Genomic DNA, 25139 nt, shown 5'->3' with positions numbered 1-25139 from the left:
CGCGCCCGCGCAATCTGCCGTGAGGCCCGCGAAATCCGCCATGAGGCCCCTGGAAAAGCCATACGCCATCGGAGCCTCCCGGCATGTGGCCGCGACGCGGGAGCGTCGGCGCTACAACCGCTGGGTCGCCGACGAGACCATGGAGGATTTCGCGCTGCGCTTCACCGCGCGGCGGGCCCGGCGTTGGCCGGCTGGCCGGGTCGCGGCCACGGCGCTCGGCTCCATCAGCTTTCTGGCGCTGGAGGCGATCGGCGCGGCGCTGACCCTCGCCTGGGGCGCGGGCGTCGCCGTCAGCGCCATTCTCACCGTCAGCTTCATCCTGTTCGTTCTCGGTCTGCCGATCTGCCGGGCGGCGGCCCGCGCCGGCGTTGACGTGGATCTGCTGACCCGCGGCGCCGGCTTCGGCTATCTCGGCTCCACCCTGACCTCACTGATCTATGCGGGGTTCACCTTCATTTTCTTCATGCTGGAATCGGCCATCCTGGCCGAGGCGCTGCGGCTGTTTCTCGGCGTCCCGGTCTGGGCCGGTTTCCTCGCCGGCACGCTGGTCGTCTTTCCGCTGGTGGTCGGCGGCGTCAACCGCATTTCGGCGCTGCAATCGGCCACGCGCTGGCCGTGGCTGATCCTGCACGTCATTCCCTTCGCCGCCCTTTTGTTCGCCGGCGTGGCGCCGGACGCGCAAACCTGGCTGGCCTGGCGGCCGGAGGGCGCGCCCGTGTCGCCGCTCATCGCCTTCGGCTCGGCCTGCGGCGTGCTGTTCGCGCTGGTCGGCCAGATTGGCGAGCAGGTCGATTACCTGCGCTTTCTCCCCGAGGCGCGCGACGCCGCCGGGCGCAGGCGCTGGTGGGCGGCTTTGCTGCTCGGCGGCCCCGGCTGGATCATTCCTGGCGCCGTCAAGCTGTTGCTCGGCTCCTTCCTCGCCGTCATGGCGCTGAAGCTCACCGGCGTCGCCACTTCCGACCCCTCGGCGCTGTATCACACCGCCTTCGCCACGCTTGACCTGCCGGCTGGCGTGATCGTGCTGCTCACGGTCAGCTTCGTCGTGCTGTCGCAGATCAAGATCAACGTCACCAACGCCTACGCCGGCTCCATCACCTGGTCGAACTTCTTCGCCCGGCTGACGCGCAGTCACCCCGGCCGCGTCGTCTGGCTGGTGTTCAACGTCGCCATCGCCTTCGTGCTGATGTGGGGCGGGGTGGTGGAAACCCTGGAGCGGGCCCTGCTGGTCTACGCCCATTTCGCCCTGGCCTGGATCGGCGCGGTGTTTGGCGATCTCGCCATTTCCCGGCCGTTGCGGCTGGCCCCGCCCGGGGTCGAATTCCGGCGCGGCTATCTCTACGACGTCAATCCGGTCGGCGTCGGGGCCATGGCCCTGGCCGGCGTCGCGGCGTTGGCCGCCGGCAGCGGCCTCGCCGGAGAAATCGCCCAGGCGTTCTCGTCATTCATCACCCTTGGCGTGGCGATCGCCGCCGCGCCGGCGATCGCCTGGGCGACGCGTGGCCACTACTACCTTGCCCGCCAGCCAGACGCGGCGGCCATCGGCGAATCGCGCTGCTGCATCTGCAGCTATGGCTTCGATCAGGAAGATCTGCTGCATTGCCCGTTTTACAGCGGGCCGGTGTGCAGCCTGTGCTGCTCGCTGGACGCCGCCTGCCACGACGCCTGCCGACGCGGCGCCCGCATCGGCGCCCAGACCTACCGGGCCCTGCGCGCCGTGCTGCCCACGGCGGCCCTCAATGGCGTGCGCTCGCTGGTCGGCCGTTTCATCATCTTCACGGCGCTGGTCGCCACGGTGCTCGGCGGCATGATGATGGCGCTGGTCCGCGCTGGCGGCTCCGCCGATTTCAATCGCGTCGTCCTGCTGGTCTATTGCCTGGCGCTGATCTTCGCCGGCGTCGGCGTCTGGTTGCTGCTGCTCACCAATGACAACCGCATCAAGGCGTTTCGCGAGGTCCGCGATCGTACGGCGAGACTGTTGCGCGAGATTCGCGCCCACCGTCGCACCGACGCCGCCCTGCGCGAGGCCACCGAACGCGCCGAGGCCGCCAGCAACGCCAAATCCCGTTACATGGCCGGGCTGTCGCACGAATTGCGCACGCCGCTCAACGCCATCTACGGCTTCGCCCAGGTGCTGGAAAAGGCCGGCGATCTGCCGTCGGAGCGGCGCGCCGCCGCCGGGGCCATCCGCGCCTCATCGGAGCATCTCGCCGGGCTGATCGAGGGCCTGCTCGATATCTCCAAGATCGAGGCGGGACGGCTCGCCCTCAATGTCGATCTCGTCGACATCAACGCCTTTCTCGGCCAGATTCGTCGCATCTTCGTCTCCAGCGCCGCCGAAAGAGGCCTGGTCTTCACCCTGCGGCTGGAAACGCCGCTGCCAGCCCTGGTGCGCATCGACGAAAAGCGCCTGCGCCAGATTCTCATCAATCTGTGCTCCAACGCCGTCGCCTACACCACCGCCGGCGAGGTGACGCTGTCGGTGCGCTATCGGAACGAAGTGGCGCGCTTCGAGGTTGCCGACACCGGCCCAGGCATTCCCCTCGACGAACAGGAACGCATCTGGAGCCCGTTCCAGCGCGGCGCCGCTGCCCGCGCCGCCCATCACGCCGGCTCGGGCCTCGGCCTCACCATCACCCGGCTGCTGGTGGACGTGATGGGCGGTGAAATCGCCCTCGACAGTGCGCCGGGCAAGGGCTCCCGCTTCACCGTCCGCCTGATGCTGCCGGCCGAGCACGTCGCTCCGCGTGAGGACGCGCATGGACCGGTGGTGCTGCACGAACCGCCGACGCTGCAGCCGACGCCCGGCGCCGGCGACATTCTGGTGGTCGACGATGACGCGGCGCAGATACGCCTGGCGCAAACGCACCTGGAGCCGCTTGGCTTCACCGTCCACGCCGCCGCCAGCGCCGAAGCCGGGTTGGCGTTGTTGCAGGATGGCGAAAACCCCATCCGGCCGAAGCTGTTCCTGCTCGACGTTGATCTGCCCGGCATGAACGGCGTCGAAATGGCCCGCCAGCTACGCCGGAATGGCCACGGTTCAACGCCGGTGCTGTTCATCACCGGTCACGCCCGCGAGGCTGACGCGCTGGTCGGCGACGACCAGGCGCCGGAGAGCGTGCTGGTGAAGCCCTACCGGCTCGACGACCTGTCGGCGCGCATCGCCAGGCTGCTTGGCGACGGCGCGGCCGCCCAGATCCGCCCGGAGCGGGGGGCGGACGCCGGCCCGGCCTCCGCCGCCGAACTGATCCGCCTGGCCGAGGAGGGGCGCGCCACCGCCTTGCGCAAGGCCCTGGCCAATCCGCCGCCGTGGCTCGACCGGGGCGCGCTCGACAGGATCCGCGCCGCGCTCGACGTCTTCGATCTGCCGACCATCGCCCGCGCATTACGCGCATCAATGGAACGCCGCCATGAACCCGCAGGATCTGATCGTACTGGTCGTGGATGACGATCCCGCCGCCCTCAACGCCATCTGCATGGCGCTGGAGGAATCCGGCTGCGTCGCCATCGTCGCCCGCGATGGGGCAGGGGCGCTTGATCTGGCGGGGCGGGTGACGCCGGACCTGGTGCTGCTCGACGCGGTGATGCCGGGCATGGATGGTTTTGAAACCTGCAAGCGACTCAAGACCGGCCCGCAAGCCGTGGACGCGCCAGTGATCTTCATGACTGGCCTTGGCGATCCCGCAGACGTGCTGCGCGGGCTGGAGGCAGGGGGCGTCGACTATGTGGTGAAGCCAATCAATCACGAAGTGCTGCTGGCGCGCATCACCGTTCACGCCCTCAACGCCCGCCGCATGCGCCTGGCCTCTGGCGCCCTGGATCAGGCCGGCCGCCCGGTGCTGGCGGCGGAAGCGGACGGCCGGGTGGTGTGGGCGACGCCCGGCGCCGTGCAATTGCTGGCCGGAGACCGCGGCGCTGGAGCCGGCGCGGCGCTTTTGCCCGCGGCGGCCGGGCCATGGATCAGCGCCGCAGCGAGCCGGCCGGTTTCGGAGGTCCAGCCCCTGAATTGTGACGGCATGCGGCTGACCTGCCTGGGACGCGGCCGGCGCGGCGAAATCATCATCCAGGCTCATGCGGGAGACGAGGGCGACGACATCGCCCGGTTACAGGCGCGTTTCGGCCTGACTGCCCGCGAGGCCGAGGCGCTGCTGTGGTTGACCGCCGGCAAGACAAACCAGGAAATCGCCGAGAATCTCGGCCTGTCCCGCCGCACCGTCGACAAGCACCTGGAGCAGGTGCTGGAAAAGCTCGGCGTCGACAACCGCACCGCCGCCGCGATCGTCGCCGACCGCTATCTGGAGCATGCGCGCCAGCCTGCCTGAGCAGCCGCCGCCCGTGGTGCAATTGACACCGGTGGCGCCGCGTCCTACTCCCGTCAGCGACGGTTCCTTCAACGGATCAAAAGGGAACGCAGTGCGGATGGCTTGCCTTCCAAATCTGCGGCTGCCCCCGCAACTGTAAGCGGCGAATCTTCCGCCATGACGCCACTGGAGATCTCGGCTCCGGGAAGGCGGCGGCAGGTAACGACCCGCGAGCCAGGAGACCTGCCGTCAGCCGTGGTCACACGCGAGCCCATGGAGCGGGGTGCTTCCGTGGCGGGCTGATTTCTGGAACCCGCGCTCGCGGGCAACGGGGAGCCCTGTTCGCGGTGACGCGCCACAGGCGTCCCGCCGGGGTTTCAGATGTTGTTGTCTTCTTCCGATAATCGTTTCCATCGTCATGCGCGCCGCCAGGTTCTGGCCGGCTGTTCCGCCGCTGCGTTGCTGCTGGCCCTGGCGCCGGCCGCCCAGGCCGGGAACGTGCAGACCCAAAACGCCCAGCTTCAGAATGCCGGAACCCAGAGCGCGCCTGGGCAAGCTGGCGCGACCAACGCCGCCGGCGCCCTGCCGGCGGACGTGATCCAGCTCGACACCGTCAGCGTCACGGCCAACACCACGCCCACGGACATGAGCAAGGTGGGCAGCGCCGTCACCGTGATCTCCGGCGAGGAGTTGCAGCGCCAGCAGATCCGTTTCGTTCCGGACGCCCTGCGTCAGGTTCCGGGCCTTGCGGTCAGTCGCTCCGGCCCGGTTGGCAAGCAGACCCAGGTGCGCATGCGCGGCTCTGAGGCCAACCAGACCCTGGTCATCATCGACGGCGTCGTGGTCAACGATCCGGCGGCGGGCTCGGAATATGACCTGACCAATCTGCTGACCGACGACGTGGACCGCATCGAGGTGCTGCGCGGCCCGCAGAGCGCCCTGTATGGCTCGGACGCCGTCGGCGGCGTCATCAACATCGTCACCAGAAAGGGCTCGGGCAAGCCGCGCTTCAGCACCCGCATCGAGGGCGGCTCGCGCCAGACCATCAACGGCGCCTCCAGCGTCAGCTACGGCGATGAGCGTTTCAATTTCGTCATTGGCGCCAACGGCTTCAGCACCGACGGCTTTTCGTCCGCCGATCGCCGCTACGGCAATTTCGAAAATGACGGCTACCGCAACGGCGGCGGCTATACGAAGTTCGGCTTCAGCCCCAGTGAATATCTCGAATTCAACGTCATGGGCCGCTACACGAAGTTCTTCAACAAGACCGACGGCTACGCTGGCGGCGTCGGCGCCTATGACGACAACTCCGATACGAAGGGCGAGCAGGTTTTCGGCCGGGCCGAAGCGAAGCTGAAGCTGCTCGACGGCCGCTGGAACCACACATTCGCCGCCACCCGCAGCGACCAGAGCAACGAATACCGCCTGGACCGGCTGCCCCAGAGCGATTCACGCGGGACGGTCTCGCGCTACGAATACAAGACGGACCTGCGGTTCGACACGCCGTCGTTCCTCGACGCCTCGCACATTGTTACCTTCGCCGCCCAGCACAAGGACGAGCGCTACCGCACCAACAGCGCCTGGGCGAACCTTGACCAGTCGATGGCGTCGACCGGCCTCGTCGGCCAGTATCAGGGCACGTTCCGCAACCTGACGCTGACCGCCAGCGTCCGCCACGACAACAACGACGTCTTCAAGGACTCAACGACCTATCGTTTCACCGGCGCCTACCGCATCGACGAAACCGGGACCAAGCTGCGCGCCTCTTACGGCACGGGCGTCAAAAACCCGACGATGATGGAGCTGTACGGCTACACCAACACCTATCGCGGCAACCCCAACCTGACGCCCGAGAAGGCGCGGGGCTGGGATGTGGGCGTCGATCAGGAGATCTGGGGCCAGCGGGTGGTGCTGAACGCCACTTACTTCAACCAGCGCATCACCGATCTGATCACCGGGGCCGGGTATACCTCGGTCAACATGCCGGGAACCTCGGCCATCCAGGGCGCTGAACTGGGGCTGACCGTGCGGCCCATCGATGGCCTGACCATCGCCGGCTCCTACACCTATACCGATGGCAGGGATGCGACCGGGGCCGAGCTGGTGCGGCGTCCGCGCAATATTGCCAGTCTTAACGTCAATTACGCCTTCCTTGAGGGCAAGGCCAACGTCAACGTCGGCCTGGTTTACAACGGCAAGCAAACCGACTGGGCCTATGACGCCTTCTACAATCGTCAGGTCGTGACGCTGGGCGCCTATACGCTGGTCAATATTGGCGGATCCTGGCGCATCAACGAAAACGCCGAGCTGTATGTCAAGGTCGATAACCTTTTCGACAAGCGATACCAGGAGGTCTACACCTATGGCGTCGCGGGCCGCACGGCGACGCTCGGCGCGCGCATCACCTTCTGAGGGCGACATGCGCGGCGGACTGGTCAGGACCTGGACCCGGGGCGGCTGCCTGGGGCTGGCGGCTGTCGCCGCCGGCCTGCGCCTTGCGTCCGTCGCCGTGGCGGCGGGAGAGCTGGCGCCGCCGCAGCGCCCGCAGCGCATCGTCTCGATCAATCTCTGCACGGATGAACTGGCCTTGCGGCTGGCGCGGCCGGAGACGGTGGCGTCAGTGTCTTACCTGTCGCGCCGGCCCGACACGTCCAATGTCGTCGCCGAAGCGGCCGCGACGCCGGTCAATTATGGGCTGGTGGAGGATGTGGTCTCCTTCCGTCCCGATCTGGTGCTGGCCGGGCTGTATACCACCCGCAACACCGTGACGCTGCTGCGGGCGCTCGGCGTTCCGGTCGTGGAGATCGACACGCCGCCCAGCATCGACGGCGTGCGCCAGCAGATCCGCGATGTCGGCGCCCTGCTCGATGGCGCGGAGCGCGCCGAAGTCCAGATCCAGGCCTTTGACGCCCGCCTGCCCAGGGTGGACCCGCATGCGCCGCGTCCCCGCGCCGTGGTGGTGCGCGCCAGCGGATTCACCACCGGCCCCGGCACGCTGCTCAACGACATTCTCACCCGCGCCGGCATCGACAATCTCGCCGCCGCCGGCCCGCTGGCCGGGCAGGCGCAACCGCCGCTGGAGGCGGTGATCCAGGCCAGGCCCGACATGCTGATCCTCACCGACGAAGAAGGCGAAGCGCCCGCCCTTGCCGGCGAAGTGCTGGTGCATCCCGCCCTGAAAGCGCTGGCGAAACATGCGCGCGTGGTGACTTTGCCGGCGCGTTTGTGGACCTGCTCCGGGCCTGGCGTCGCCGAGGCCGTGGCCAGGCTGGCCCTGGCTGCGGACGACTGGCGCGCCGCGCACAAGGCAGCCGGGAGCGCCAGCCAGGCGAGCCACAAGCCATGATCCGCCCCGCGTTGCCGACGCCGCCATGGCCATGGCTGGTCGCCGTCCTGCTGGCCGCGACCGTTGCGCTCACCATCGCCTCCATCGCTATCGGCTACGCGCCGCTCGATCTGGGCGCGGCCATCGCCGGCGCCTGGAGTGGTCGCGACGGCATGGATGCGCTGGTGCTGGTGCAATTGCGCCTGCCGCGCGCCCTGCTGGGGGCGTTCATGGGCTTCAGCCTTGGCGTTTCGGGGGCGGCGTTGCAGGGGCTGCTGCGCAATCCGCTGGCCGAGCCGGGCGTCATCGGCGTCTCCGGCGCGGCGGCGTTCGGGGCCGTCTGCGTGTTCTATTTCGGCTTCGCCGGGGCCTTCGCCCTGGCGCTGCCGCTCGGCGGCATGGCCGGGGCGCTGATCGCCACCCTGTTGCTGTTTCGCATGGCCGGCGCCAGCCACAGCCCCACCGGCCTGATCCTCGCCGGCGTCGCCACCAATGCTCTGGCCGGCGCGTTCACCGCGCTGGCGCTGAACCTGTCGCCCAATCCTTACGCCGCGCTGGAGATCATCTTCTGGCTGATGGGTTCGCTCGCTGATCGCAGCATGGCCCAGTTCCTGCTGGCCGCGCCGCTGATGGTTCTGGGGTGGATCGCGCTGCTGGCAGCCGCCCGCAATCTGGAGGCCCTGGCTCTCGGCGAGGACACCGCCGCCAGTCTTGGCGTCAATCTGCAGCGGCTGCGGCTGCAACTGGTGTTGGGCTCGGCGCTGGCTGTGGGCAGCGCCGTCTCGGTCACCGGCGCCGTCGGCTTTGTTGGCCTGGTTGCGCCGCATCTGATGCGGCCCCTGGTCGGTCACCGCCCGGGCCGGCTGTTGCTGGTCAGCGGCTTTGCCGGCGCCATGATCGTGTTGTGCGCCGACATGGCGGTGCGGCTGCTGCCTGTCCGGCCCGAACTGAAGCTCGGCGTCATGACCGCGTTGGTCGGCGCGCCGTTCCTGATCTCGATGTTGCAGGGCAGGAGGCGGGCATGACGGCGACGATGGACGCCATCGTCGCCAGCGGGTTGAAACTGGCGCATGGAGCGCAACTCGCCCTGGACGGCGTCGATTTCACCCTGCGCCGGGGCGAGATCGTTGGCCTGATCGGGCCGAACGGCGCCGGCAAGTCGACGTTGCTGCGCATCCTCGCCGGCGTGCTGCCGCCCACGGCGGGGCAGGTTTCGTATGGCGGGCGCTCGCCGCGCGACATTGGTCGCCAGCAACTGGCGCGCGCCGTGGCCTGGCTGTCCCAGAGCGCCGATTCCATCGGCGATGACAACGGCGCCATGCGGGCTCGCGATATCGTCGCCCTCGGCCGCCTGCCGCACCGCCGCGCCTTCGCCAGCCTCACCGCCGCCGACCACGCCGCCATCGGCCGGGCCATGGACGAGGCTGATTGCCGACAGTTCAGCGACCGCCCCCTCAATGGCCTTTCCGGCGGCGAGCGCGTGCGCGTGCTGCTGGCGCGGGCGCTGGCGGTGGAGGCGCCGTTCCTGCTGGCCGACGAGCCGGCGGCGGCGCTGGATCCGCTGCACCAGCTCCAGGTGATGCGTCTGTTGCGGGCGAAGGCGCGGGCTGGCTGCGGCGTGCTGGTCACCCTGCATGATCTGGCGCTGGCGTCGCGGTTCTGCGATCGCCTGGCGTTGCTGGCGGAAGGGCGCAAGCTGGCGGACGGCTCGCCTGACGCCGTGCTCGACGACGCCCTGGCGGCCCGCGCTTTCCACGTGCGCCTGGCCCACGCCAGCCACCGGGGCGAGCGCTACGCGACGCCATGGGAGCCGGTTAACGATCGGACAAATGCTGAAACGGAGGGCGGACATGACTGACGCGCGGGGCGTTTTTGGCATGGTGCGGCGCCATGCGGGCGATAGCGCCAGCGCATGGGCGCTCGGAAGTTTCGGCGCGGTGGCCGAATTCCTGCGCGATCCCGATGAACGCGCCCATGTGCGCCTCGACGCCGATGTGGTGGAGGCGGCGACCGATCGCGGCGCCATGCGCCTCACGCCCCATCCGCTGCTGGACGCCGTGGCTTTCGAGCGGCCGCTGTCGCAGGGGCGGAGCTGGAGCCAGAGCATTGCCCTGTGCCTGCCGCGCGACGCCTGCGCCATGCACCGGCGCGCGACGTTGACCGAACTCGGGCCAGACCGGGAGGCCGTGCGCCCCCAGGACCGCGAGGCCATCCTGTTCGACCTCGGGTTGGGCGCGCTGCAGGTCGACGCCTGCATAAGGACCAGCGATGTGGAACTGATCGCCGTGCTGCGCGCGGCGGAGGGCGCTTCGGTATTCGATCCGGTGCGTTCGCCGATGGGCGCCATCCTGCGTCACGGTCCCAACCGGGTATTTTGCGGCCTGATCGGTCGCATCGAAGTGTTTCAGCCGATTCCGCCGCCCGATGGCGTCAGCCCGGAAGGGCCGCATACCCATCTGCTGCCAAAAATGCTGCGCACCGGCCGCACCCACGCCGCCACCGAGCCGATCCCGGCAGGCATGGTTCCCGTCGTTCACCTTGGCCCGTCGCACCCAACGAAAACCATGCTGGGCAAACCGCGCCCGTTCGATCATCAGGCTTATGCGGCGTTCCAGGCGCTGTTGGCCGCTTACGGCGATCCGGCGCATCAGGCGGTGAAGCATGACATCCTGGCCGCCATCGCCGACGGCGTTGGCCCCGATGACCGGCGCGAAGGCAACCGGCGGGAATCGGAAACCCGTCCCGCCCGCGCCGCCGCCCGCGTCGCCCTGGCTCAGGCCGCGGCGCTTCACGGCGAAACGCCGGCGCTTGACGCATGGCGCGCCGCCATGGGCCGCGACGAACCGGCCGACAATCCGGACGAACAGAGCCAGCATGGATGATGTCTGGTTCATGATAAAGATTATAATATTTAGATATATGTATGATTTATATTATTATTTTCAAGTTCAGGCGATGTGATCCGCCAGATCCCCGGTGATTGCCCTCCCGCTGGGGCGCGCAAGAACAAGCCACAGCATCATGCCCGCACGTGTTGCGGGCATCCTCATTCCTGGCGCGAATCCCGTCGCTGCGCGTTGTGAAGCCGAGGTTTCCATGGAGGGCCGGAACAGGTTCGGCCATGACGTTGACGAGGCGGCGGAGAAAGGCTGGAGGGCGAGGCGGCGGGAAGGCCGGACCCCATGTGCCTGCGGGGTTGCGCCCTGGGCCAGGCGATGGGCGCCCGCGCGCCAAACCGCCAGCGCAAACCCGGTCAACCGGTTGCGCGCCCCAATCCATCGATCGCGTCCTATTTTCGCGGGCGCGCCGGCCGGTCCAGGTTCACCCCGGCGATGCGGGGATCGCTGGCGAAATCCGCGTGAGAGAACTCCACGGCCTGACGGGGAAACTCGCACAGCGCCTGCACGCCGCTGGCGCTGATGCGCATGCGCCAGCTCTGGCGCTCCACCGGCGCGGGCTGGGTGAAGGCGCGGCAGGTGAGCAGCGCCAGATTGGCGCCGCCATGTGGGTCGCGCACGGCGCGGTAGCGGATGATCTCCGCATCCGCGGCGCGGGCGGCCTCGGCGAAGGCCTGGCAGCCTTCATAGACGACGGGGTCGCTCCAGATTGCTTTGTCCTGCGCCAGCGGTTGCTCCGTCAGGTCGAGCACCCGGCCGCTGGCCACGGCGACGGCGAAGGCGGTGTACTCGGAGGCGTCGGCGGGCCAGGGCGTGGCTGGCGATTCGGCGAAGAACAGCAAGCGGTAGAACGCCATTTCAGCCACCGCCGTGGCGGGCAGGTCGGCGGCGTAATAGACGCCCAGGGTCCGGCCCGCCCGGCGAAAGCGCGAGCCGGTCGGATACAGCGCGCCATAGCGGAACGGCGTCGCCAGCAGAAAATCCAGATGCCGGCATTCGGGCGGGATCGCCGGCTTCGTCTCCTCGATCAGCTCTTCCAGCAGCGCCTGCTCGGCCAGGCTGTCAGTCAGCTTCAGGGTTGAGACGTGGTGCTGCGCTTCCACCAGTCGCCAGCAGGTTCCGGCGAATGGCCGGAACTCAGACGAGAGCGCGACGCGCGTCCAGATAGGCGATGACATCGACAAGTCCGCTGATGCTCTGCAATTTTTCGATGGGGCGTGCATCCAGCACCGTGTTCGACGCATTGAGCCAGGCCGCCGCGACGCCGTCGTCGCCGCCAACCAGCGCATCGAGCGAGCGAAACAGGCGGATGAACAGCACGGCCAGTTCGAACGGTTTGGTTCCTGGCTCCAGGCTGAAAGCGCCCCGTTTCATGCGCGACGCCGTCGCCTCGCTAACGCCGATGGTTGCGGCCAGGGTGCGGGCGCTCACCCCCAGGCGGTCGGCGGCGCGGACCACGGCCTTGGTGACGACCGGTCCCGCTGCGACCTGAGCCGTCTGCCGGGATTGAACGGTCAACATGGCGATCTCCTTTCCATGGAAACAATATATAGTGAAATTTCACGAGGAAAGAAAGTAGCAGTCAGTTTCCGCCGATCGGACTGGCTTCAGGCAAGCCAGTAGATGCCTTTCCTCAACACGCAGGCCTTCATCACGCACAGGTCCGTCGTTTTGGGCTACGCCCCGTCGGGATGGCGATGGCTGAAACCCTGGCCGCAGCGCCGTCGCGTGATGGCGGGTTCACCGTCCGGTACATGGACGAGACCGGGCGGCGTCGGCGTTGCCGCGACCTTGGGCGCTGATTTCGCTCACAAGATTCATGCCATGGATTCACCCCATGTCCCGATCGGTGACAGAGCGGAAATCCGTCGCGGGGACAGGGCGCCTGAATGGATCACGGCGTCATGCCGGAATGTCGCCATGGCGACGGTTTGCGGCGCGCCACTGGTCCATGATCGGGCGAGTTGGCTGACGTAAGGGAGATGGGAGATGACGGCGCTGGTTGATGAACTGGTGGGAGCGTGGCGCAGTGGCGTCCCGCTGGATCTGGCGGAAAAGTCCGTCGCCACGCCGCAGACCCTCGACGAAGCCTATGTGGCGCAGGTCGAGCACCTGGCCCGCCGGATCGCCATCTCAGGCGGGGCGCAGACCGGTTACAAGCTGGGCGCCACCAGCACGGCGACCATGAAGGCTCTCGGGTTCGCCGAACCGTTCCACGGCCCGATTCTTTCCGCCTGGACGCACGCCAGCCCGGCGACGCTGCGGCGCGGTGATTTCTTCGTTTGCGCCATCGAGCTGGAAGTCGGTTTCCGCATCGGCGCCGATATCCTTGATCCGCAGATCGACGCGGCGGCCCTGCGCGATTCCATTGCCCAAGTGTTTCCCACCCTGGAGGTCGCGGACAGCCGGTTTCGCCAGAAGCAGCGTCCGGGGCCAGAGGCGATCGTCGCCGATCTCGGCAACGCCGGGGCGCTGGTCATCGGCGCGCCTGTCGCCAACTGGCGCGCGCTTGATCTGGAAGCCATGGCGGTGACGCTCATGGCCGATGGCGAGGCCGTCGCCAGCGGCTCCGGCGCTTTGGTGGTGGACGGGCCACTGGGGCAACTGCTGCGCTTCGCCCGCAGCCGCGCCGCCATGGGCGCCCCGTTGAAGGCTGGCGATATCGTCAGCAGCGGCTCCTGCATTCCGCCATGGCCCGCGCCAGTTGGGCCCGCGCCAGCCGGGGCCGGGAGACTGACGCTGCTCGGACATCTTCAGGGCCTGGGCGAGGTGTCGCTGACACTGACCTGAAACTGCTACGCGGGAATGTCCTTCATGCGCATCGCTGTCTGCTCGCCGATCCTTCTCGATGACATGCTGACCCTGATGGCCGCAACCCCTGGCATTGAAGCCTGGGCGTGCGAACCTGGCGATCTGCCGGCGGCGACGCGGGAGGCCGACGCCATCGTGCTTGGCAGCTTTCATTATGGCCCGGAGCTGGGGGCGGCGCTCGCCGCCCCGCAGGCGCGGACGCGCTGGCTGCAGTTGCTGACGGCGGGCTACGAAACGCTCGACATGCATGGCGTTCCGGCCAGATGCCTGGTCAGCAACGCGGGCGATGTGTGGTCGCCCAGCGTCGCCGAGCATGTCTTCTCCCTGATGCTTGGACTGGCCCGCTGCGCCCGCCAGTGCGCCGCCGACCAGCAGGCTGGTCGCTGGAATGCGCCGGTGCGCCATCAGGTGCGCTCACTGGCCGGCGCCCGTCTGCTGATTATCGGCATGGGCGGCATCGGTCGTGAAACGGCGGTTCGCGCCAGGGCCTTCGGCATGAGCGTCGCTGGCGTCAACCGCTCCGGTCGCCCGGTCGCGGAAGCGGACGTGATGTATCCGGTGGGGCGCCTGCATGCGGCGCTGGCGGAAGCCGACGTCATTGTGGTCGCCGCGCCATCGACGCCGGAAACCCGGAGCATGATCGGCCGCGAACAGCTGGCTGTCTGCAAGCCGGACGCCCTGCTCATCAATGTGGCGCGCGGGGATCTGGTGGACAGTGATGCGCTGCTTGAGGCCCTGCGCGCCGGAAAAATCGGCGGCGCCGGCCTGGATGTCACCGACCCGGAGCCGCTGCCGCAGGGTCATCCCCTGTGGGCCGAGCCGAACGTCATCGTCACGCCGCACCTCGGCGGCGCGGCATCGCCCGCATACATGACGCGGCTGGCCCGGCATGTGGCGGAAAATGCCGCCAGGTTCGCGGCCGGCGAAACGCCGTTTGCCGTGGTCAGGGTCCAGCCGGGCTGACGCCGTTGACGATAATGTCGTCCATTTGACATTGCGTCGCGCCGCTTGCGTGCATACTCGCAGCGCAACCGGAATATGCGGGCCGTTCGCGGAAGCGTGAAAGCCAGGGCGACATGGCGCCGGAAGCGCCCCGTCATGACTGTTGTTGGATAACAAAATATCGGGAGGCGTCACAATGAAATGGGGTCTATCCGCCGTTGCGGCGATATCTGTCATCGCCAGCCTCGGTCCGGCCATGGCTGAGAAACAGTATGGCCCAGGCGTTACGGATACCGAGATCAAGATCGGCCAGACGTTCGCCTACAGCGGACCAGCGTCCGCCTACAGCGTCATTCCACGCGCGCAGATCGCCTATTTCAGGATGGTCAATGAGAAGGGCGGCGTTAACGGGCGCAAGGTCAACCTGATCTCGCTCGACGACGCCTACAGCCCGCCCAAGACCTTCGAGCAGACGCGCAAGCTGGTGGAGCAGGAGAATGTCTCCTTCATTTTCAGCCCGCTTGGCACGCCGACCGGCATGGTGGTGCGCAAATATCTGAACGACAAAAAGATCCCGCAAATGTTCGTTGGCGGCGGCGCCACGGCCTGGGGCGACCCCAAGCACTTCCCCTGGAGCATGAGCTTCCAGCCGTCCTACCAGGCGGAGACGGCGGTTTACGCCGCCTATGTGCTGAAGAACAAGCCGGATGCGAAGATCGCGCTGCTGTACCAGAACGATGACGCCGGCAAGGACTATGGTTTCGGCTTCAAGAAGGGGCTCGGGCCGGACAATGTGAAGAAGCTGGTGGTCGCCGAGGCGACTTATGAGCCGACGGACCCGAGCATCGACAGCCAGATCCTGAAACTGAAGGCTTCCGGCGCCGACGTGCTGTTCATGCACGCCATTCCCAAGCAGGCGGCGCAGGCTATCCGCAAGATTCACGAAATCGGCTGGAAACCGATGTTCTTCCTCGCCGCCACCTCCACCTCAGTCTCCAGCGTGCTGAAACCGGCCGGGTTTGACGCCTCGACGGGGATCATCTCCGCCTATTACCTGAAGGACCCAACCGATCCGCAGTGGAAGGACGATCCGGAAACGAAGGAGTGGAAGGCCTTTATGGCCAAATATTACCCGGATGGAAATCTGGAAGACCAGATGAACGTCTATGGCTATGTGGTGGCCCGCGTGACGGAGAAGGTGCTGGAAAACGCCGGCGACAACCTGACGCGCGAGAACATCATGAAGCAGGCGACCAATATGAACTTCCGTGTGCCCATGCTGTTGCCCGGCATCAACGTCAGGACGACGCCGACCGACTATTACCCATTGAAAAGCATGCAGCTCCAGCGATTTAACGGAAAACCTGGGAGCTGTTCGGCGATATCATCACGCCCTGAGCCCTGCCGGTTCGCCCATGCGCCGCCGCTATGGGCGGCGCTTCCCCACGATCTTCGCAATCACATGAGCAGGCGCCGATCGCGCGCTGGAGACAGCCGATGGATCTGAAAATCGCCGGCCGCAAGGCCATCGTATGCGCCAGCAGCGAGGGGCTCGGCTTTGCCTGCGCCCGCGCGCTCGCCGAAGCTGGCTGCGAGGTGGTCATGAACGGCCGGCGCGCTGAAAAGCTGGAGGCCGCCGCGACGGAGCTGCGCCAGCGCACCGGCGCCCTGGTCCGGACCGTTGTCGCCGACGTGGCGACCGACGCCGGCCGGGACGCCCTGCTGGCCGCCTGTCCGGAGCCGGATATCCTCGTCACCAATTCCGGCGGCCCGCCGAAAAAGGATTTTCGCGAGCTGACGCGGGCGGACTGGGAGGCGGCGCTCAACACCAACATGCTGGCCGCGGTGGCGCTGATCACCCGCACGGTCGACGGCATGATGGCGCGCAATTTCGGCCGCATCGTCAACATCACCTCGATGACCAGCGTCCGCCCGGTGGTCAATCTCGATCTGTCCAACGCCACGCGGCTTGGCCTGTCTGGCTTTGTCGCCGGCGTTTCCCGCCAGGTGGCGGGCCGCAACGTCGCCATCAACAATCTGCTGCCGGGATCATTCGCCACCGCCCGCGCCCAGGCGCTGGCCGCCGATCTGGAGGCGGTGAGCCGCAGCGTGCCGGCCGGGCGCATGGGCGATCCCGACGAATTCGGCGACGCCTGCGCCTTTTTGTGCGGCGCCTCGGCCGGCTATATTGTTGGCCAGAATATACTGATCGACGGCGGGTTCTGCATGAACGCCCTGTGATCCATCAATGCCCCGTGACGGGCGCCCGTTCAGGCGACGCGGCGGCCGTATTCCCCGGATGTGGCGTCGCCACGCGCGGCGTGTGCAAGCGCCGCCCGGTCCACCACCGTCACCGCGCCATAGCCCAGCCGGATGATGTTGCGCGCCTGCCAGTCCCGCAACTGGCGGTTCACGGTCTGACGGGTGGCGCCCACCATGCCGGCCAGCAGTTCCTGGGTCAGGCGCGGGGCGGGGCTGGCGACGGCGGGCGCGGAGACCGCGCCCGACATGTCGAGCAGCGTCGCGGCCAGCCGGCTGCTCAGTGGGCTTGTGCGGCTTTCCACCAGCATGCCCAGCAGCACCCGGACGCTGCCGCACAACAGCAGGGCGAAGCGCGCATGATAATCCGGATCGGCGCGCAGGATGCGCCGGAAGGCGGACTGCCCAAGGCACAGCAGCTCGGTTGGCCCGGTCGCCGCGGCGTCCTGAAAGCGCGGCTGGGCGTCGAGCATGGACAGATAGCCGAACCAGGTTCCCGGCCGGTGCAGGTTCTGCATGACCTGGCGACCGGAGCTGCTGTTGTTCACCAGATTGATCTGGCCCGAGAGCAGGGCGAACAGCCCGTTGGGTTCATCGCCGGTGGCGAACACCAGTTCGCCGGTCCGGTAGCCGCGCACGCAACTGTTGCTCACGATCGCGTCTTTCAGCGGCGCGGGCAAAGCGGCGAACCAGTCGTCCTGCTCAAGCAAGCCGGCAATCCGGCCCCGTGTCATAGGCTGCTTCATGGGAGTTCCGCTGCTTCCTGAGGGCATGTCCGTGGAGGCCGCCTCCACGGACATGCCCTGTCCCCTTGGCCTGATGCGTGGTTAGCGCGCGCGGTTTCGCGAAATGCCGGCGTCGCGTTTCACGAAAATTCACCAAACACCGGCGCGCCGTCAGCAAGATGGCGCGTCAGGTTTTCACGCCCGCGCCGGCGTCGTCACGGCGCCCGTGGAGGCCGAGCTGACGTTGCGGGCGTATTTGTCGTAGACGCTGGTGCTCGCCGGGCGGGTTACGGGGCGCCATTCCGCCCGGCGGCTGGCGAGCGCCTCTGGCGATACTTTGAGATCAATGCGCCGGGCGTCGAGGTCCACAATGATCTCGTCGCCATCGCGCACCAGAGCGATTGGTCCGCCGAAGGCCGCCTCCGGGCTGACGTGACCAATGGCGAGACCGTGCGAAATGCCGGAAAATCGTCCGTCAGTAATCAGCGCCACGCTGTCCTTGAACCCCTGGCCGACCAGGGCGGCGGTGACGCGCGCGGTCTCGCGCATGCCAGGGCCGCCGGCCGGGCCTTCGTTACGGATCACCATCGTGTCGCCGGCGACGATTTGCCGGGCCATCACCGCCGCAAAGGCCGCCGGTTCGTCCTCGAACACCCGGGCGCGGCCGACGTGACGGCGCAGTTCTGTGCCGGTCGCTTTCAGCACCGCGCCTTCCGGCGCCAGATCGCCGCGCAGGATCACCCAGCCGCCATTGGGGTGCAGGGGCGCTTGCGGAGGGGCGATCACGTCCTGCTCCGCCGGAAACGCCACGTCGGCGAGACGCTCCGCCAGCGTGCGCCCGTCGACGGTGGGGGCGTCGCCATCGAGCAGGCCCATTCGATGCAGCGCCTGCATCACCACGGGCACGCCGCCAATCTGGTGCAGGTCCTGCATGTTGTATTTGCCGGAGGGGGTGAAATTGCCGAGGTGAGGGGTGCGGTCGCTGACCTGCTGGAACTCCTCCAGCTCCAGTTTGACCCCCGCCTCATGGGCGATGGCCAGCAGATGCAGCACGGCGTTGGTGGAGCCGCCCATCGCCGCCACCACGGCCATGGCGTTGTGCAGCGCGGCGCGGGTGATAATCTGGCGCGGTCGCACGTCCCGGGCGAGCACATCGAGGATCAGCTGGCCGGTTTCATGGGCGATGTCGCCGCGCCGCCCGCTCACCGCCGGGGCGCTGGTGCAATTGGCCGCTGTCAGCCCCATCACCTCGATGGCCGAACCCATGGTGTTGGCGGTGAACATGCCGCCGCAGGCGCCAGGGCCGGGCAGGGCCGTCTCCACCAGTTCGTCCATGTCGGCGCGGCTCACGGCGCCGGCGGCGAAAGCGCCGGACATTTCCGCAAGGGTCTGGATGGTGACGTCCCTGCCGCGATAGCGCCCTGGGGCGATGGCGCCGCCGTACAGGTAGATCGACGGGATGTTGAGCCGCGCCATGGCCATGACGCAGCCGGGGTTGGTCTTGTCGCAGCCGCCGATCGCCACCATGGCGTCGAAGGCGTAGGCGGTCGCCGCAAGCTCGATGGAGTCGGCGATCATCTCGCGGCTGATCAGCGAAGCGCCGCCGACCGCCAGCACCGCGTCGCTCACCGCCACCGTGTTGATCTCAAGCGGCACGCCGCCGGCGGCGCGCACGCCGTCGGCCACCCGCGCCGCCAGATCGCGCAGATGGATATTGCACGGCATGGCGCCGCTCCAGGTGTTGGCGATGCCGATGATCGGCTTGCCGAAATCCTCCGCCTTCACGCCAGCGGCGCGCAGCATGGCGCGGGTGGCGAAGGCGTTCGGCCCGGTGAGGCCGGCGCTGCGCAATTTGCGGGCGGGGGGCTGGTCGGATGCGGTCATGGGTTACCCCGGGTTGTGCTGGCGGCGGCTTCAGGCGCAGCCGGCCTGGCTGGCCAGATCGGTGATGGATTCGGCGACGAAGTCCCAGTCGGCGGCGGGCTGGAGATCGGTGCGCTGCTCCGGCCCATATTCCGTGCGCCGGTAAATGAACGCCGTGCGCAGGCCGCAGGCGCGCGCCGCCTGCAGATCGTCGTTATGCGCCGCCGTCATGCAGACTTCATGCGGTTGCAGCGACAGCAGTTCAGCGGTGCGCAGATAGCTGTGCGGCGTCGGCTTGTAGGCGCCGACCACCTCGGCGCCGAGGATGGCGTCCCAGGGCAAGCCGCCATGCTTCGCCATCTCCAGCAGCAGCCGCAGGTTGCCGTTGGAATGGGGGGCGATGATGTAGCGGGTTTTCAGGCGGGCCAGGCCTTCCACCGAGTCCGGCCATGGCGGCAGGCGACGCCAGGCGGCGTTGAGCCGCTCCAGCTGCGCCGGAGCCAGACCTGAGGGATCGACGCCGAACTCCGGCAGGGTCTCCAGCAGGTTCTCCATATGCAGCGCGTCGAGCTTGACGAAGGGACGCTCGCCCCGGTTCACCTTCATGAACGACGGCGCATACCGCCGGCGCCAGGCGTCGGCGAAGCGCAGCCCCAGGCTCGCGTCCGCGCCAGGGACCAGGCCGCTGGCGACAAACTCCCGCGCCACGCCTTCGCGCCAGTCAACCACCGTGCCAAAAACGTCGAAGACGAACGCCCTGATTTGTCCCCGCATCGCGCGTCCTCCCGGATTCAGACCGGCGCCCGCAAGCCGTAGGGCGCGGCGCAGGCAAGGATTTGTGACCATGTCTTGGGGTCGATGGGAATGCCGTTGCGCCGGCGCTCGGCGCGCATCAGTTCTTCGGCTTCGCCAGGAACCTGCACCGGCGCCTGCGGATCGGCGGCGGGCGAGGCCTTCACGTAATCGGCCAGCGTGGCCATGGCGGCGTCCAGCCATTGCGCGTCGACGAGGCGGGCGGGATCGATGACAATCGACATGATGCCATTGACCAGGCCGCGCTCGCCGGCGAAGCCATCGCCGGAACGGGGGCCGCCGGTCATGACGCCGCCGAGCGCCTCCGCCATGAAGGCCAGCGCCCAGCCCTTGTGCAGGCCGAAGGCGGTTTGCGCCCCGCGCGGCTCCTCGAACATCACCGCCGGATTGGTGGTCGGCTGGCCCCGGTTGTCGATCAGGCTGCCTTCCGGCGCCGCGACGCCCTTGTTGTAGGCGACGCGGACCTTGCCAAGGGCGATGGTCGCGGTGGCGAAATCCAGCAGCAGCGGCGTTGCGCCTGGCACGCCGATGCAGACCGGGTTGGTCATGACGCGCGCGTCGCTGCCGCGGTAGGGCGCGACGGTGGGCGTGTGATAGACGGCGTTGACGAAATGCAGCGACATCAGCCCTTCGGCCTGCAACCGCTCGGCGTAGGCGCCGACGCGGCCGATATGCTGGGCGTTGCACAGGGTCGTCACCGCGACGCCGTGGGCGCGGGCGATGGCGGCGGCTTCCTCCATCACCCGGTTGGCGGCCGGCTGGCCGTAGCCCATCAGGCCGTCGAAGCGGGCGAAGGCGCCGTCGCCGCCAATACGTTGCGGCGTCTGGTTGGGTTTGACGTGGCCGGCGCGCAAGTGAAGGAAATAGGCCGGGATCATGCCGACGCCATGGCTGTCGTGTCCGGCCAGATTGGCCTCCACCAGATGGTCCGCGATCTCCAGCGCTTCCTGGCTGTTTGAACCCACCGCCTGAAAAAGCGTGGTGACAAAGGACTTCAGCCGTTCGCTATCAGCGACCGTGGTCATGGGCGTTCCTCGCTAATTGCCGGTATCTGCGTGGCTTTTGACGCCGCAACGCCCGGTTGATCCAGGCGCGCTGCGGGAGCGCCGCTTTTGCAGTCCGTCCTTTCTGGAATGATGTTAGATTATGCCGGCTGTCTCCAAGTCGCCTTCGCGGACATTCGGAGACGTTTGGCGGACACGCCGCGTGTAAAATCCGGGCGCGCGACCAGGACGGGAGGAGCCATGCTGGAAAGGCCGGAACCGGGCCGCGCCGGCCTGCCGATGCTGCGCACGTTGCCGTCAGCGCTCGATCCGGCCGTGCATCCCATGCACAAGGTTCGCGCCCTGGTGGCGTTGCTTGACGCAGCCGGCGTTGACGGCGCCAGCACCCTGGCCGGCGTCGGCCTGCAGGCGCGCGATCTCGACAATGTGGCGGCGCGCATGTCGATCCGGCAACTGATCGGCGTGTTTCGCAACGCCCACGCGCTGGTCGATGACCCCCTGTTCGCCCTGCGCGGCGGCCTGCAATGTCACCTTCCGGTGCTGGGCTATTTTGGCCTGCTGCTGCTGACCTCAGCCAACTGGCGGCAGTTGATGGGCTGTTTCGAGAAGCACCGCCAGCTTTCGACGCCGGCGCTCGGCGTCAATGTTTCCGTGTCCGACGCCCATTGCGTCATGACCTATTTCGACGCTCACGATCTCGAACCGGAGCTGTTCAGTTTCATTCTGGATTTCCATCTGGGCATGGCTCTGACCTACCAGCGCGATCTTTACGGCGAGGGTTTCCAGCTCGCAGGCGTGCGCCTGTCGCGTCCAAAGCCGCGCCATGCGGCGGAAATCATGGAGCTTTACGGCGCTCCAGTCCGGTTCGGCGCGGCGCGGGACGAGATCTTCTGGGAGCGGACGTGGGTCGACAAGCCCATGCGCATGGCCGATCCGCTGACGGCGCAGGCGCTGGAGGAAATTTGCGGCCAGCTTTGCGAACAGATCGCCGCCGGCAGCGGCGTCGCCGGCGTCGTCACCCGCATGCTGGAAGAGGCGCGCTATGATTTTCCCGGCATCGATGAGGTGGCCGCCCGCATGCATGTAACTTCGCGCACCCTGCGGCGCTGGCTGCTGGCGGAGGGGGCGTCCTATGCCGGCATTCTCGATACGGTGCGCGCCCGCATGGCGATCCGCTATCTGCGCGCCACCCGCATGAAGACTGATGAAATCGCCCGCGTCCTTGGCTTTGGCGCCACGGCGAGCTTCCGCAGCGCCTTCCGCCGCTGGACGGGACGGCAGCCAAGTCATTTCCGCCCCCACAGCCGGGGGCGGGGCGACGTGCCTTGGGTCGGCCAGTCCGTTGGCGCAGCCGGGGCGGCCTCAGGCGACGGGCTTCAGGTCGAAAACCAGCAGGGTTGAGGTGGCCGAGGCGCAGACCCGGCCGCGCGCATCGGTGAGCTTCGCTTCGGCGAAGGTGACCCGGGCGCCCATCGACACCACCACGCCTTCGGCCTTCACCGGGCCGCTCGCCGGCGTCAGGGCGTGATGATACGCCACCTTCAGCTCCAGCGTGGTGAAGCCCTGATGGGCGCCCAGCCTGGTGTGGACCGCGGCGCCACAGGCGCTGTCGAGCAACGTGGCGGCGTAGCCGCCATGCACCGAGCCGATCGGGTTGAGCGTTTCCGGTCCTGGCGAGCCTTCGAACACCACCTTGCCGGGCTCGACCATCGTCGGTGCGAACGACAGCGTCCGCATCATCGGCGGCGGCGTTCCCGCCGCCACGAGCCCGCGCAACTGCTCCAGTCCGCTCAGTTGCGTCGGGTTGTTTCGCAATACGTCCATGGCGCTGTTTCCTGTGGTGGTGGGCGGGCGGTTATCCTTCCGCCGCGGCGATGGCCGGCGCCTTTCTGGCGGCGCGGGCCAGTTGCCCGAGCAGGGCGAGAGCGGCCAGCCCGCCGCAGAGCTGCATGGCGCCGAGCACCGTCGCCGTGGCGAGTGGCAGACTGGAGGCGAGCGCCGTGGTCGCGGCGGCGGCGGCCATCTGCAGGAAGCCGATCAGCGCCGAGGCCAGTCCAGCCCGCTCGCCGAAGGGCCGGAGCGCGATGGCGGTCCCCAACGGATTGGCCATGCCCATGCCGAGCAGGAAGATGACGATTGACGCCGTGTAGGCGACCAGGTTCGGCTGACGGTAGGTGAGCAGCAGCAGCAGCCCGCCGGCGGCGGCGAGGACGGCTCCGGCGTGGGCCATGGTGAGCGCGCCAAACCGGGCGGCCAGTCGCGGCGCCGCCAGTCCGGCGCCGAACACCACGAACACGGTCGCCGCCGTGAACAATCCATACTGGATCGGCGTCATGCCGATCTCCGCCATCAGGATCACGGGAGCGGCGGCGAAGGTGGCGTACAGGCCGCCGATAATCAGGCTGACGGCGAGCGCCGGGCAGATGAAGCGCACGTCAACGGCCAGCGCCGCGTAGGCGCCAACGACATTCGACAGGGAAAGCGGCGCGCGGCGATCTGGCGGATGGGTTTCGCCCAGCTTCGACACATAGGCGACGAGCAGGATCACGGCGACGATGCTGACCAGCAGGAAGATCATGCGCCAGTCAAAGAAGGTGGCGATGAGACCGCCGACCAGCGGCGAGAAGCCCGGCGCCGCCGCCATGGCCACCATGATCATCGACAGCGCCTTGGCCAGCATGTCGCCGTCGAAAAGATCGCGGGCGATGGCTCGCGCCAGCACCGAAGTGGCGCAGACGCCCAGGGCCTGGATCACGCGGCCGGCGACGAGAACCTCCAGCGAAGTGGCGACGCCGCAGATGGCCGAGCCGAGCAGAAACAGTCCAAGTCCGCTGACGATCACCCTGCGACGGCCAAAACGGTCCGAGACCGGACCGACGAAAACCTGGCCGAGGGCGAAGACGATGAAGAAACTGGACAAAGTGACGCCGAGATCGCGCGGCGCCACGCGCAGCGCCGTGGCGATGGCCGGAAAGGCCGGCAACATGATGTTGGTTGACAGCACGCCGACGGCGGCGAAGCCGGCCAGCAGCGCAATGAGGCCAGGGGACAGGCTTCTTGCCGGAGAAGATGCGCCGGCAACCTGCGGGTGGTCAGGGTTGGGTCTGGCCATGGCGGTCACTCCGCTGGCCGATATGCCGGCCAGCTTTGGGCGACCGGCGCCAGGGGATCTGACGCGGCAGGGCCCGCGCGCCGGCTGTTATGGAAAATGGGGCTCATGGCTCGTTCCGTCCCGATGAAGCAGGGGCGATCTTCACAACGTCGCCCTGCCGTGATTAGATGCTATGCATCATCCAATTTCATAAGGATGATGATCGACATCTATATTGTCAACGGTCGAACAGGAGGCAGGCGTCATGCGACGGTCCCGGGCCGAAAAGGCCGAAACCCACGAACGGATTCTCGATGCGGCGGCGCGCCGTATCCGCGCGCATGGGCCGGAAGGCGTCAGCATCAGCGAGCTTATGAAAGCCGCCGACCTGACCCATGGGGGCTTCTACAAGCATTTTGGATCGCGCGACGCCCTGATTCACGCCGCCGTGGCCCGCGCCGCGGCGGCCAGAACGGGACTTTTCAGTGAGGAGACGCAGGCGGGCGGACCGGAGGCTGTGCGGAAGGTTGTCGGGCGTTACCTGAGCGAGGGCCATCGCGACAACATTGCCGCGGGTTGCGCCATCGCGGCGCTGGCGGGCGATGTCAGCCGGCAGCCGGACCCGCAACTGTCAGGGCCGGTGCGAGAGCTGGCCGAGCGCGGTTTCGCGCGGATGAACGCGGCTTTTGGCGGCGATGCGGCGACGGAGGAAGACGCGGTGTTCGCTTGGTGCGCCATGCTCGGCGCCCTGACCCTGTCGCGAGTGTTCAGGGGGGAAGCGCGGTCAGGCGAGATTCTCGACATCGCCCGGCGGCGGATCGCGGCTATGGCTGACATGGAGGAGCGCGCCGCCGACGCCGGTGAAGGCGCTGACGGAACTGGCCGCCCGTAAACGCAGGTTGCGACAGCGAGTTGTGGCGACACGTTGCGATGGCCGGCCTGGCGCGTGAGCGACCGGTCAGCGCGCCGGGGCGACGTTGGCCCTGTACAGGGCCGGCCGCAGCCCGCGGGTTTCTTCCCGCCAGATGTACTTCTCACCAGGTCCCGCGCCGGGGAACCCTGGCGTCAGGGGGGCGGCAGGGCTGGATGGCGGCTCACGAGCCCTCGGGCC

Annotated in this window: 21 protein-coding genes and 1 riboswitch; of the genes, 13 read left to right on the top strand and 8 right to left on the bottom strand. The window is 67.9% G+C overall.

Features of this window, described 5'->3' with window-relative positions:
• Nucleotides 1–40: 40 nt before the first annotated feature.
• The 7 genes from IE243_RS04500 to IE243_RS04470 all read left to right on the top strand — a co-directional run bounded on the left by IE243_RS04500 (nt 41) and on the right by IE243_RS04470 (nt 10505).
• The gene (locus IE243_RS04500; protein WP_191318151.1) at nt 41–3445 is read left to right on the top strand and encodes a hybrid sensor histidine kinase/response regulator; all 3405 of its coding nucleotides are present in this window, start codon (nt 41–43) and stop codon (nt 3443–3445) included.
• Nucleotides 3408–4319, top strand: coding sequence for a response regulator transcription factor (locus IE243_RS04495; protein WP_191318150.1), 912 nt, complete (start codon nt 3408–3410; stop codon nt 4317–4319). The genes IE243_RS04500 and IE243_RS04495 overlap by 38 nt, the downstream gene beginning before the upstream one ends.
• A gap of 43 nt (nt 4320–4362) precedes the next feature.
• A riboswitch (cobalamin riboswitch) is annotated at nt 4363–4563 on the top strand.
• A gap of 116 nt (nt 4564–4679) precedes the next feature.
• Entirely contained in the window at nt 4680–6710 is a 2031-nt protein-coding gene (locus tag IE243_RS04490) for a TonB-dependent receptor plug domain-containing protein (protein WP_191318149.1), read from the top strand.
• Between the two features lie 7 nt (nt 6711–6717).
• Nucleotides 6718–7644, top strand: a complete 927-nt coding sequence (locus IE243_RS04485) for an ABC transporter substrate-binding protein (protein ID WP_191318148.1) — start codon at nt 6718–6720, stop codon at nt 7642–7644.
• On the top strand, nt 7641–8648 hold the full coding sequence (locus tag IE243_RS04480) for a FecCD family ABC transporter permease (protein ID WP_191318147.1): 1008 nt from the start codon (nt 7641–7643) through the stop codon (nt 8646–8648). The genes IE243_RS04485 and IE243_RS04480 overlap by 4 nt, the downstream gene beginning before the upstream one ends.
• Nucleotides 8645–9481 carry an ABC transporter ATP-binding protein gene (locus IE243_RS04475; RefSeq protein ID WP_244642747.1) on the top strand — a complete coding sequence of 279 codons (837 nt, stop codon included), beginning with the start codon at nt 8645–8647 and terminating at the stop codon, nt 9479–9481. The genes IE243_RS04480 and IE243_RS04475 overlap by 4 nt, the downstream gene beginning before the upstream one ends.
• Entirely contained in the window at nt 9474–10505 is a 1032-nt protein-coding gene (locus IE243_RS04470; protein ID WP_191318146.1) for a DUF6925 family protein, read from the top strand. Before IE243_RS04475 ends, IE243_RS04470 begins: the two co-directional genes overlap by 8 nt.
• A gap of 407 nt (nt 10506–10912) precedes the next feature.
• Here IE243_RS04470 and IE243_RS04465 read toward each other — a convergent pair whose 3' ends face one another.
• Entirely contained in the window at nt 10913–11698 is a 786-nt protein-coding gene (locus tag IE243_RS04465) for an RES family NAD+ phosphorylase (protein ID WP_191318145.1), read from the bottom strand.
• Complete coding sequence (locus IE243_RS04460; RefSeq protein ID WP_191318144.1) at nt 11658–12041, bottom strand: MbcA/ParS/Xre antitoxin family protein; 384 nt, start codon at nt 12039–12041, stop codon at nt 11658–11660. The genes IE243_RS04465 and IE243_RS04460 overlap by 41 nt, the downstream gene beginning before the upstream one ends.
• A gap of 468 nt (nt 12042–12509) precedes the next feature.
• Here IE243_RS04460 and IE243_RS04455 point away from each other — a divergent pair, with 468 nt between their 5' ends.
• From IE243_RS04455 to IE243_RS04440, 4 genes are all read left to right on the top strand, one after another.
• The gene (locus IE243_RS04455) at nt 12510–13310 is read left to right on the top strand and encodes a 2-keto-4-pentenoate hydratase (RefSeq protein WP_191318143.1); all 801 of its coding nucleotides are present in this window, start codon (nt 12510–12512) and stop codon (nt 13308–13310) included.
• A gap of 24 nt (nt 13311–13334) precedes the next feature.
• Nucleotides 13335–14294: a D-2-hydroxyacid dehydrogenase gene (locus IE243_RS04450; protein ID WP_191318142.1), complete on the top strand. Its 960-nt coding sequence runs from the start codon at nt 13335–13337 to the stop codon at nt 14292–14294.
• 175 nt (nt 14295–14469) lie between these two features.
• The gene (locus tag IE243_RS04445) at nt 14470–15780 is read left to right on the top strand and encodes an ABC transporter substrate-binding protein (RefSeq protein ID WP_308432016.1); all 1311 of its coding nucleotides are present in this window, start codon (nt 14470–14472) and stop codon (nt 15778–15780) included.
• A complete protein-coding gene (locus IE243_RS04440; RefSeq protein WP_191318141.1) occupies nt 15771–16514 on the top strand; it encodes an SDR family oxidoreductase in 744 nt (247 codons plus the stop codon). Before IE243_RS04445 ends, IE243_RS04440 begins: the two co-directional genes overlap by 10 nt.
• 29 nt (nt 16515–16543) lie before the next feature.
• Here the strand turns inward: IE243_RS04440 and IE243_RS04435 are convergent, their stop codons facing one another.
• From IE243_RS04435 to IE243_RS04420, 4 genes are all read right to left on the bottom strand, one after another.
• Nucleotides 16544–17278 carry a Crp/Fnr family transcriptional regulator gene (locus IE243_RS04435; protein WP_191318140.1) on the bottom strand — a complete coding sequence of 245 codons (735 nt, stop codon included), beginning with the start codon at nt 17276–17278 and terminating at the stop codon, nt 16544–16546.
• A 174-nt stretch (nt 17279–17452) separates the two neighbouring features.
• Nucleotides 17453–19141 carry a dihydroxy-acid dehydratase gene (gene ilvD / locus IE243_RS04430; protein WP_191318139.1) on the bottom strand — a complete coding sequence of 563 codons (1689 nt, stop codon included), beginning with the start codon at nt 19139–19141 and terminating at the stop codon, nt 17453–17455.
• 30 nt (nt 19142–19171) lie between these two features.
• A complete protein-coding gene (locus tag IE243_RS04425) occupies nt 19172–19894 on the bottom strand; it encodes a haloacid dehalogenase type II (RefSeq protein ID WP_191318138.1) in 723 nt (240 codons plus the stop codon).
• A 17-nt stretch (nt 19895–19911) separates the two neighbouring features.
• Nucleotides 19912–20958, bottom strand: a complete 1047-nt coding sequence (locus IE243_RS04420; RefSeq protein ID WP_191318137.1) for a malate/lactate/ureidoglycolate dehydrogenase — start codon at nt 20956–20958, stop codon at nt 19912–19914.
• 219 nt (nt 20959–21177) lie between these two features.
• Here IE243_RS04420 and IE243_RS04415 point away from each other — a divergent pair, with 219 nt between their 5' ends.
• A complete protein-coding gene (locus IE243_RS04415) occupies nt 21178–22338 on the top strand; it encodes an AraC family transcriptional regulator (protein ID WP_191318136.1) in 1161 nt (386 codons plus the stop codon).
• Here IE243_RS04415 and IE243_RS04410 read toward each other — a convergent pair.
• Together IE243_RS04410 and IE243_RS04405 are read right to left on the bottom strand one after the other, a co-directional pair.
• Nucleotides 22300–22761, bottom strand: a complete 462-nt coding sequence (locus IE243_RS04410) for a PaaI family thioesterase (protein WP_191318135.1) — start codon at nt 22759–22761, stop codon at nt 22300–22302. The genes IE243_RS04415 and IE243_RS04410 overlap by 39 nt on opposite strands.
• A gap of 31 nt (nt 22762–22792) precedes the next feature.
• The gene (locus IE243_RS04405) at nt 22793–24049 is read right to left on the bottom strand and encodes a multidrug effflux MFS transporter (RefSeq protein ID WP_191318134.1); all 1257 of its coding nucleotides are present in this window, start codon (nt 24047–24049) and stop codon (nt 22793–22795) included.
• A gap of 244 nt (nt 24050–24293) precedes the next feature.
• Here IE243_RS04405 and IE243_RS04400 point away from each other — a divergent pair, with 244 nt between their 5' ends.
• Nucleotides 24294–24920 carry a TetR/AcrR family transcriptional regulator gene (locus tag IE243_RS04400; protein WP_191318133.1) on the top strand — a complete coding sequence of 209 codons (627 nt, stop codon included), beginning with the start codon at nt 24294–24296 and terminating at the stop codon, nt 24918–24920.
• Nucleotides 24921–25139: the final 219 nt, after the last annotated feature.

It is taken from the genome of Camelimonas fluminis (assembly GCF_014656355.1).
Classification (GTDB): domain Bacteria; phylum Pseudomonadota; class Alphaproteobacteria; order Rhizobiales; family Beijerinckiaceae; genus Camelimonas; species Camelimonas fluminis.
This window is presented reverse-complemented; position numbering and strand designations above follow the sequence as displayed.

Bases quoted from the DNA above. Each gene is read 5' to 3' on its own strand.
- IE243_RS04445 (WP_308432016.1), top strand. From the start codon at position 14,470: ATGAAATGGGGTCTATCCGCCGTTGCGGCGATATCTGTCATCGCCAGC.
- IE243_RS04470 (WP_191318146.1), top strand. From the start codon at position 9,474: ATGACTGACGCGCGGGGCGTTTTTGGCATGGTGCGGCGCCATGCGGGC.
- IE243_RS04485 (WP_191318148.1), top strand. From the start codon at position 6,718: ATGCGCGGCGGACTGGTCAGGACCTGGACCCGGGGCGGCTGCCTGGGG.
- IE243_RS04435 (WP_191318140.1), bottom strand. From the start codon at position 17,278: ATGAAGCAGCCTATGACACGGGGCCGGATTGCCGGCTTGCTTGAGCAG.
- IE243_RS04415 (WP_191318136.1), top strand. From the start codon at position 21,178: ATGCTGGAAAGGCCGGAACCGGGCCGCGCCGGCCTGCCGATGCTGCGC.
- IE243_RS04400 (WP_191318133.1), top strand. From the start codon at position 24,294: ATGCGACGGTCCCGGGCCGAAAAGGCCGAAACCCACGAACGGATTCTC.
- IE243_RS04475 (WP_244642747.1), top strand. From the start codon at position 8,645: ATGACGGCGACGATGGACGCCATCGTCGCCAGCGGGTTGAAACTGGCG.
- IE243_RS04440 (WP_191318141.1), top strand. From the start codon at position 15,771: ATGGATCTGAAAATCGCCGGCCGCAAGGCCATCGTATGCGCCAGCAGC.
- ilvD (WP_191318139.1), bottom strand. From the start codon at position 19,141: ATGACCGCATCCGACCAGCCCCCCGCCCGCAAATTGCGCAGCGCCGGC.
- IE243_RS04420 (WP_191318137.1), bottom strand. From the start codon at position 20,958: ATGACCACGGTCGCTGATAGCGAACGGCTGAAGTCCTTTGTCACCACG.
- IE243_RS04410 (WP_191318135.1), bottom strand. From the start codon at position 22,761: ATGGACGTATTGCGAAACAACCCGACGCAACTGAGCGGACTGGAGCAG.
- IE243_RS04500 (WP_191318151.1), top strand. From the start codon at position 41: ATGAGGCCCCTGGAAAAGCCATACGCCATCGGAGCCTCCCGGCATGTG.
- IE243_RS04480 (WP_191318147.1), top strand. From the start codon at position 7,641: ATGATCCGCCCCGCGTTGCCGACGCCGCCATGGCCATGGCTGGTCGCC.
- IE243_RS04495 (WP_191318150.1), top strand. From the start codon at position 3,408: ATGAACCCGCAGGATCTGATCGTACTGGTCGTGGATGACGATCCCGCC.
- IE243_RS04490 (WP_191318149.1), top strand. From the start codon at position 4,680: ATGTTGTTGTCTTCTTCCGATAATCGTTTCCATCGTCATGCGCGCCGC.
- IE243_RS04465 (WP_191318145.1), bottom strand. From the start codon at position 11,698: ATGTCATCGCCTATCTGGACGCGCGTCGCGCTCTCGTCTGAGTTCCGG.
- IE243_RS04405 (WP_191318134.1), bottom strand. From the start codon at position 24,049: ATGGCCAGACCCAACCCTGACCACCCGCAGGTTGCCGGCGCATCTTCT.
- IE243_RS04455 (WP_191318143.1), top strand. From the start codon at position 12,510: ATGACGGCGCTGGTTGATGAACTGGTGGGAGCGTGGCGCAGTGGCGTC.
- IE243_RS04460 (WP_191318144.1), bottom strand. From the start codon at position 12,041: ATGTTGACCGTTCAATCCCGGCAGACGGCTCAGGTCGCAGCGGGACCG.
- IE243_RS04450 (WP_191318142.1), top strand. From the start codon at position 13,335: ATGCGCATCGCTGTCTGCTCGCCGATCCTTCTCGATGACATGCTGACC.
- IE243_RS04425 (WP_191318138.1), bottom strand. From the start codon at position 19,894: ATGCGGGGACAAATCAGGGCGTTCGTCTTCGACGTTTTTGGCACGGTG.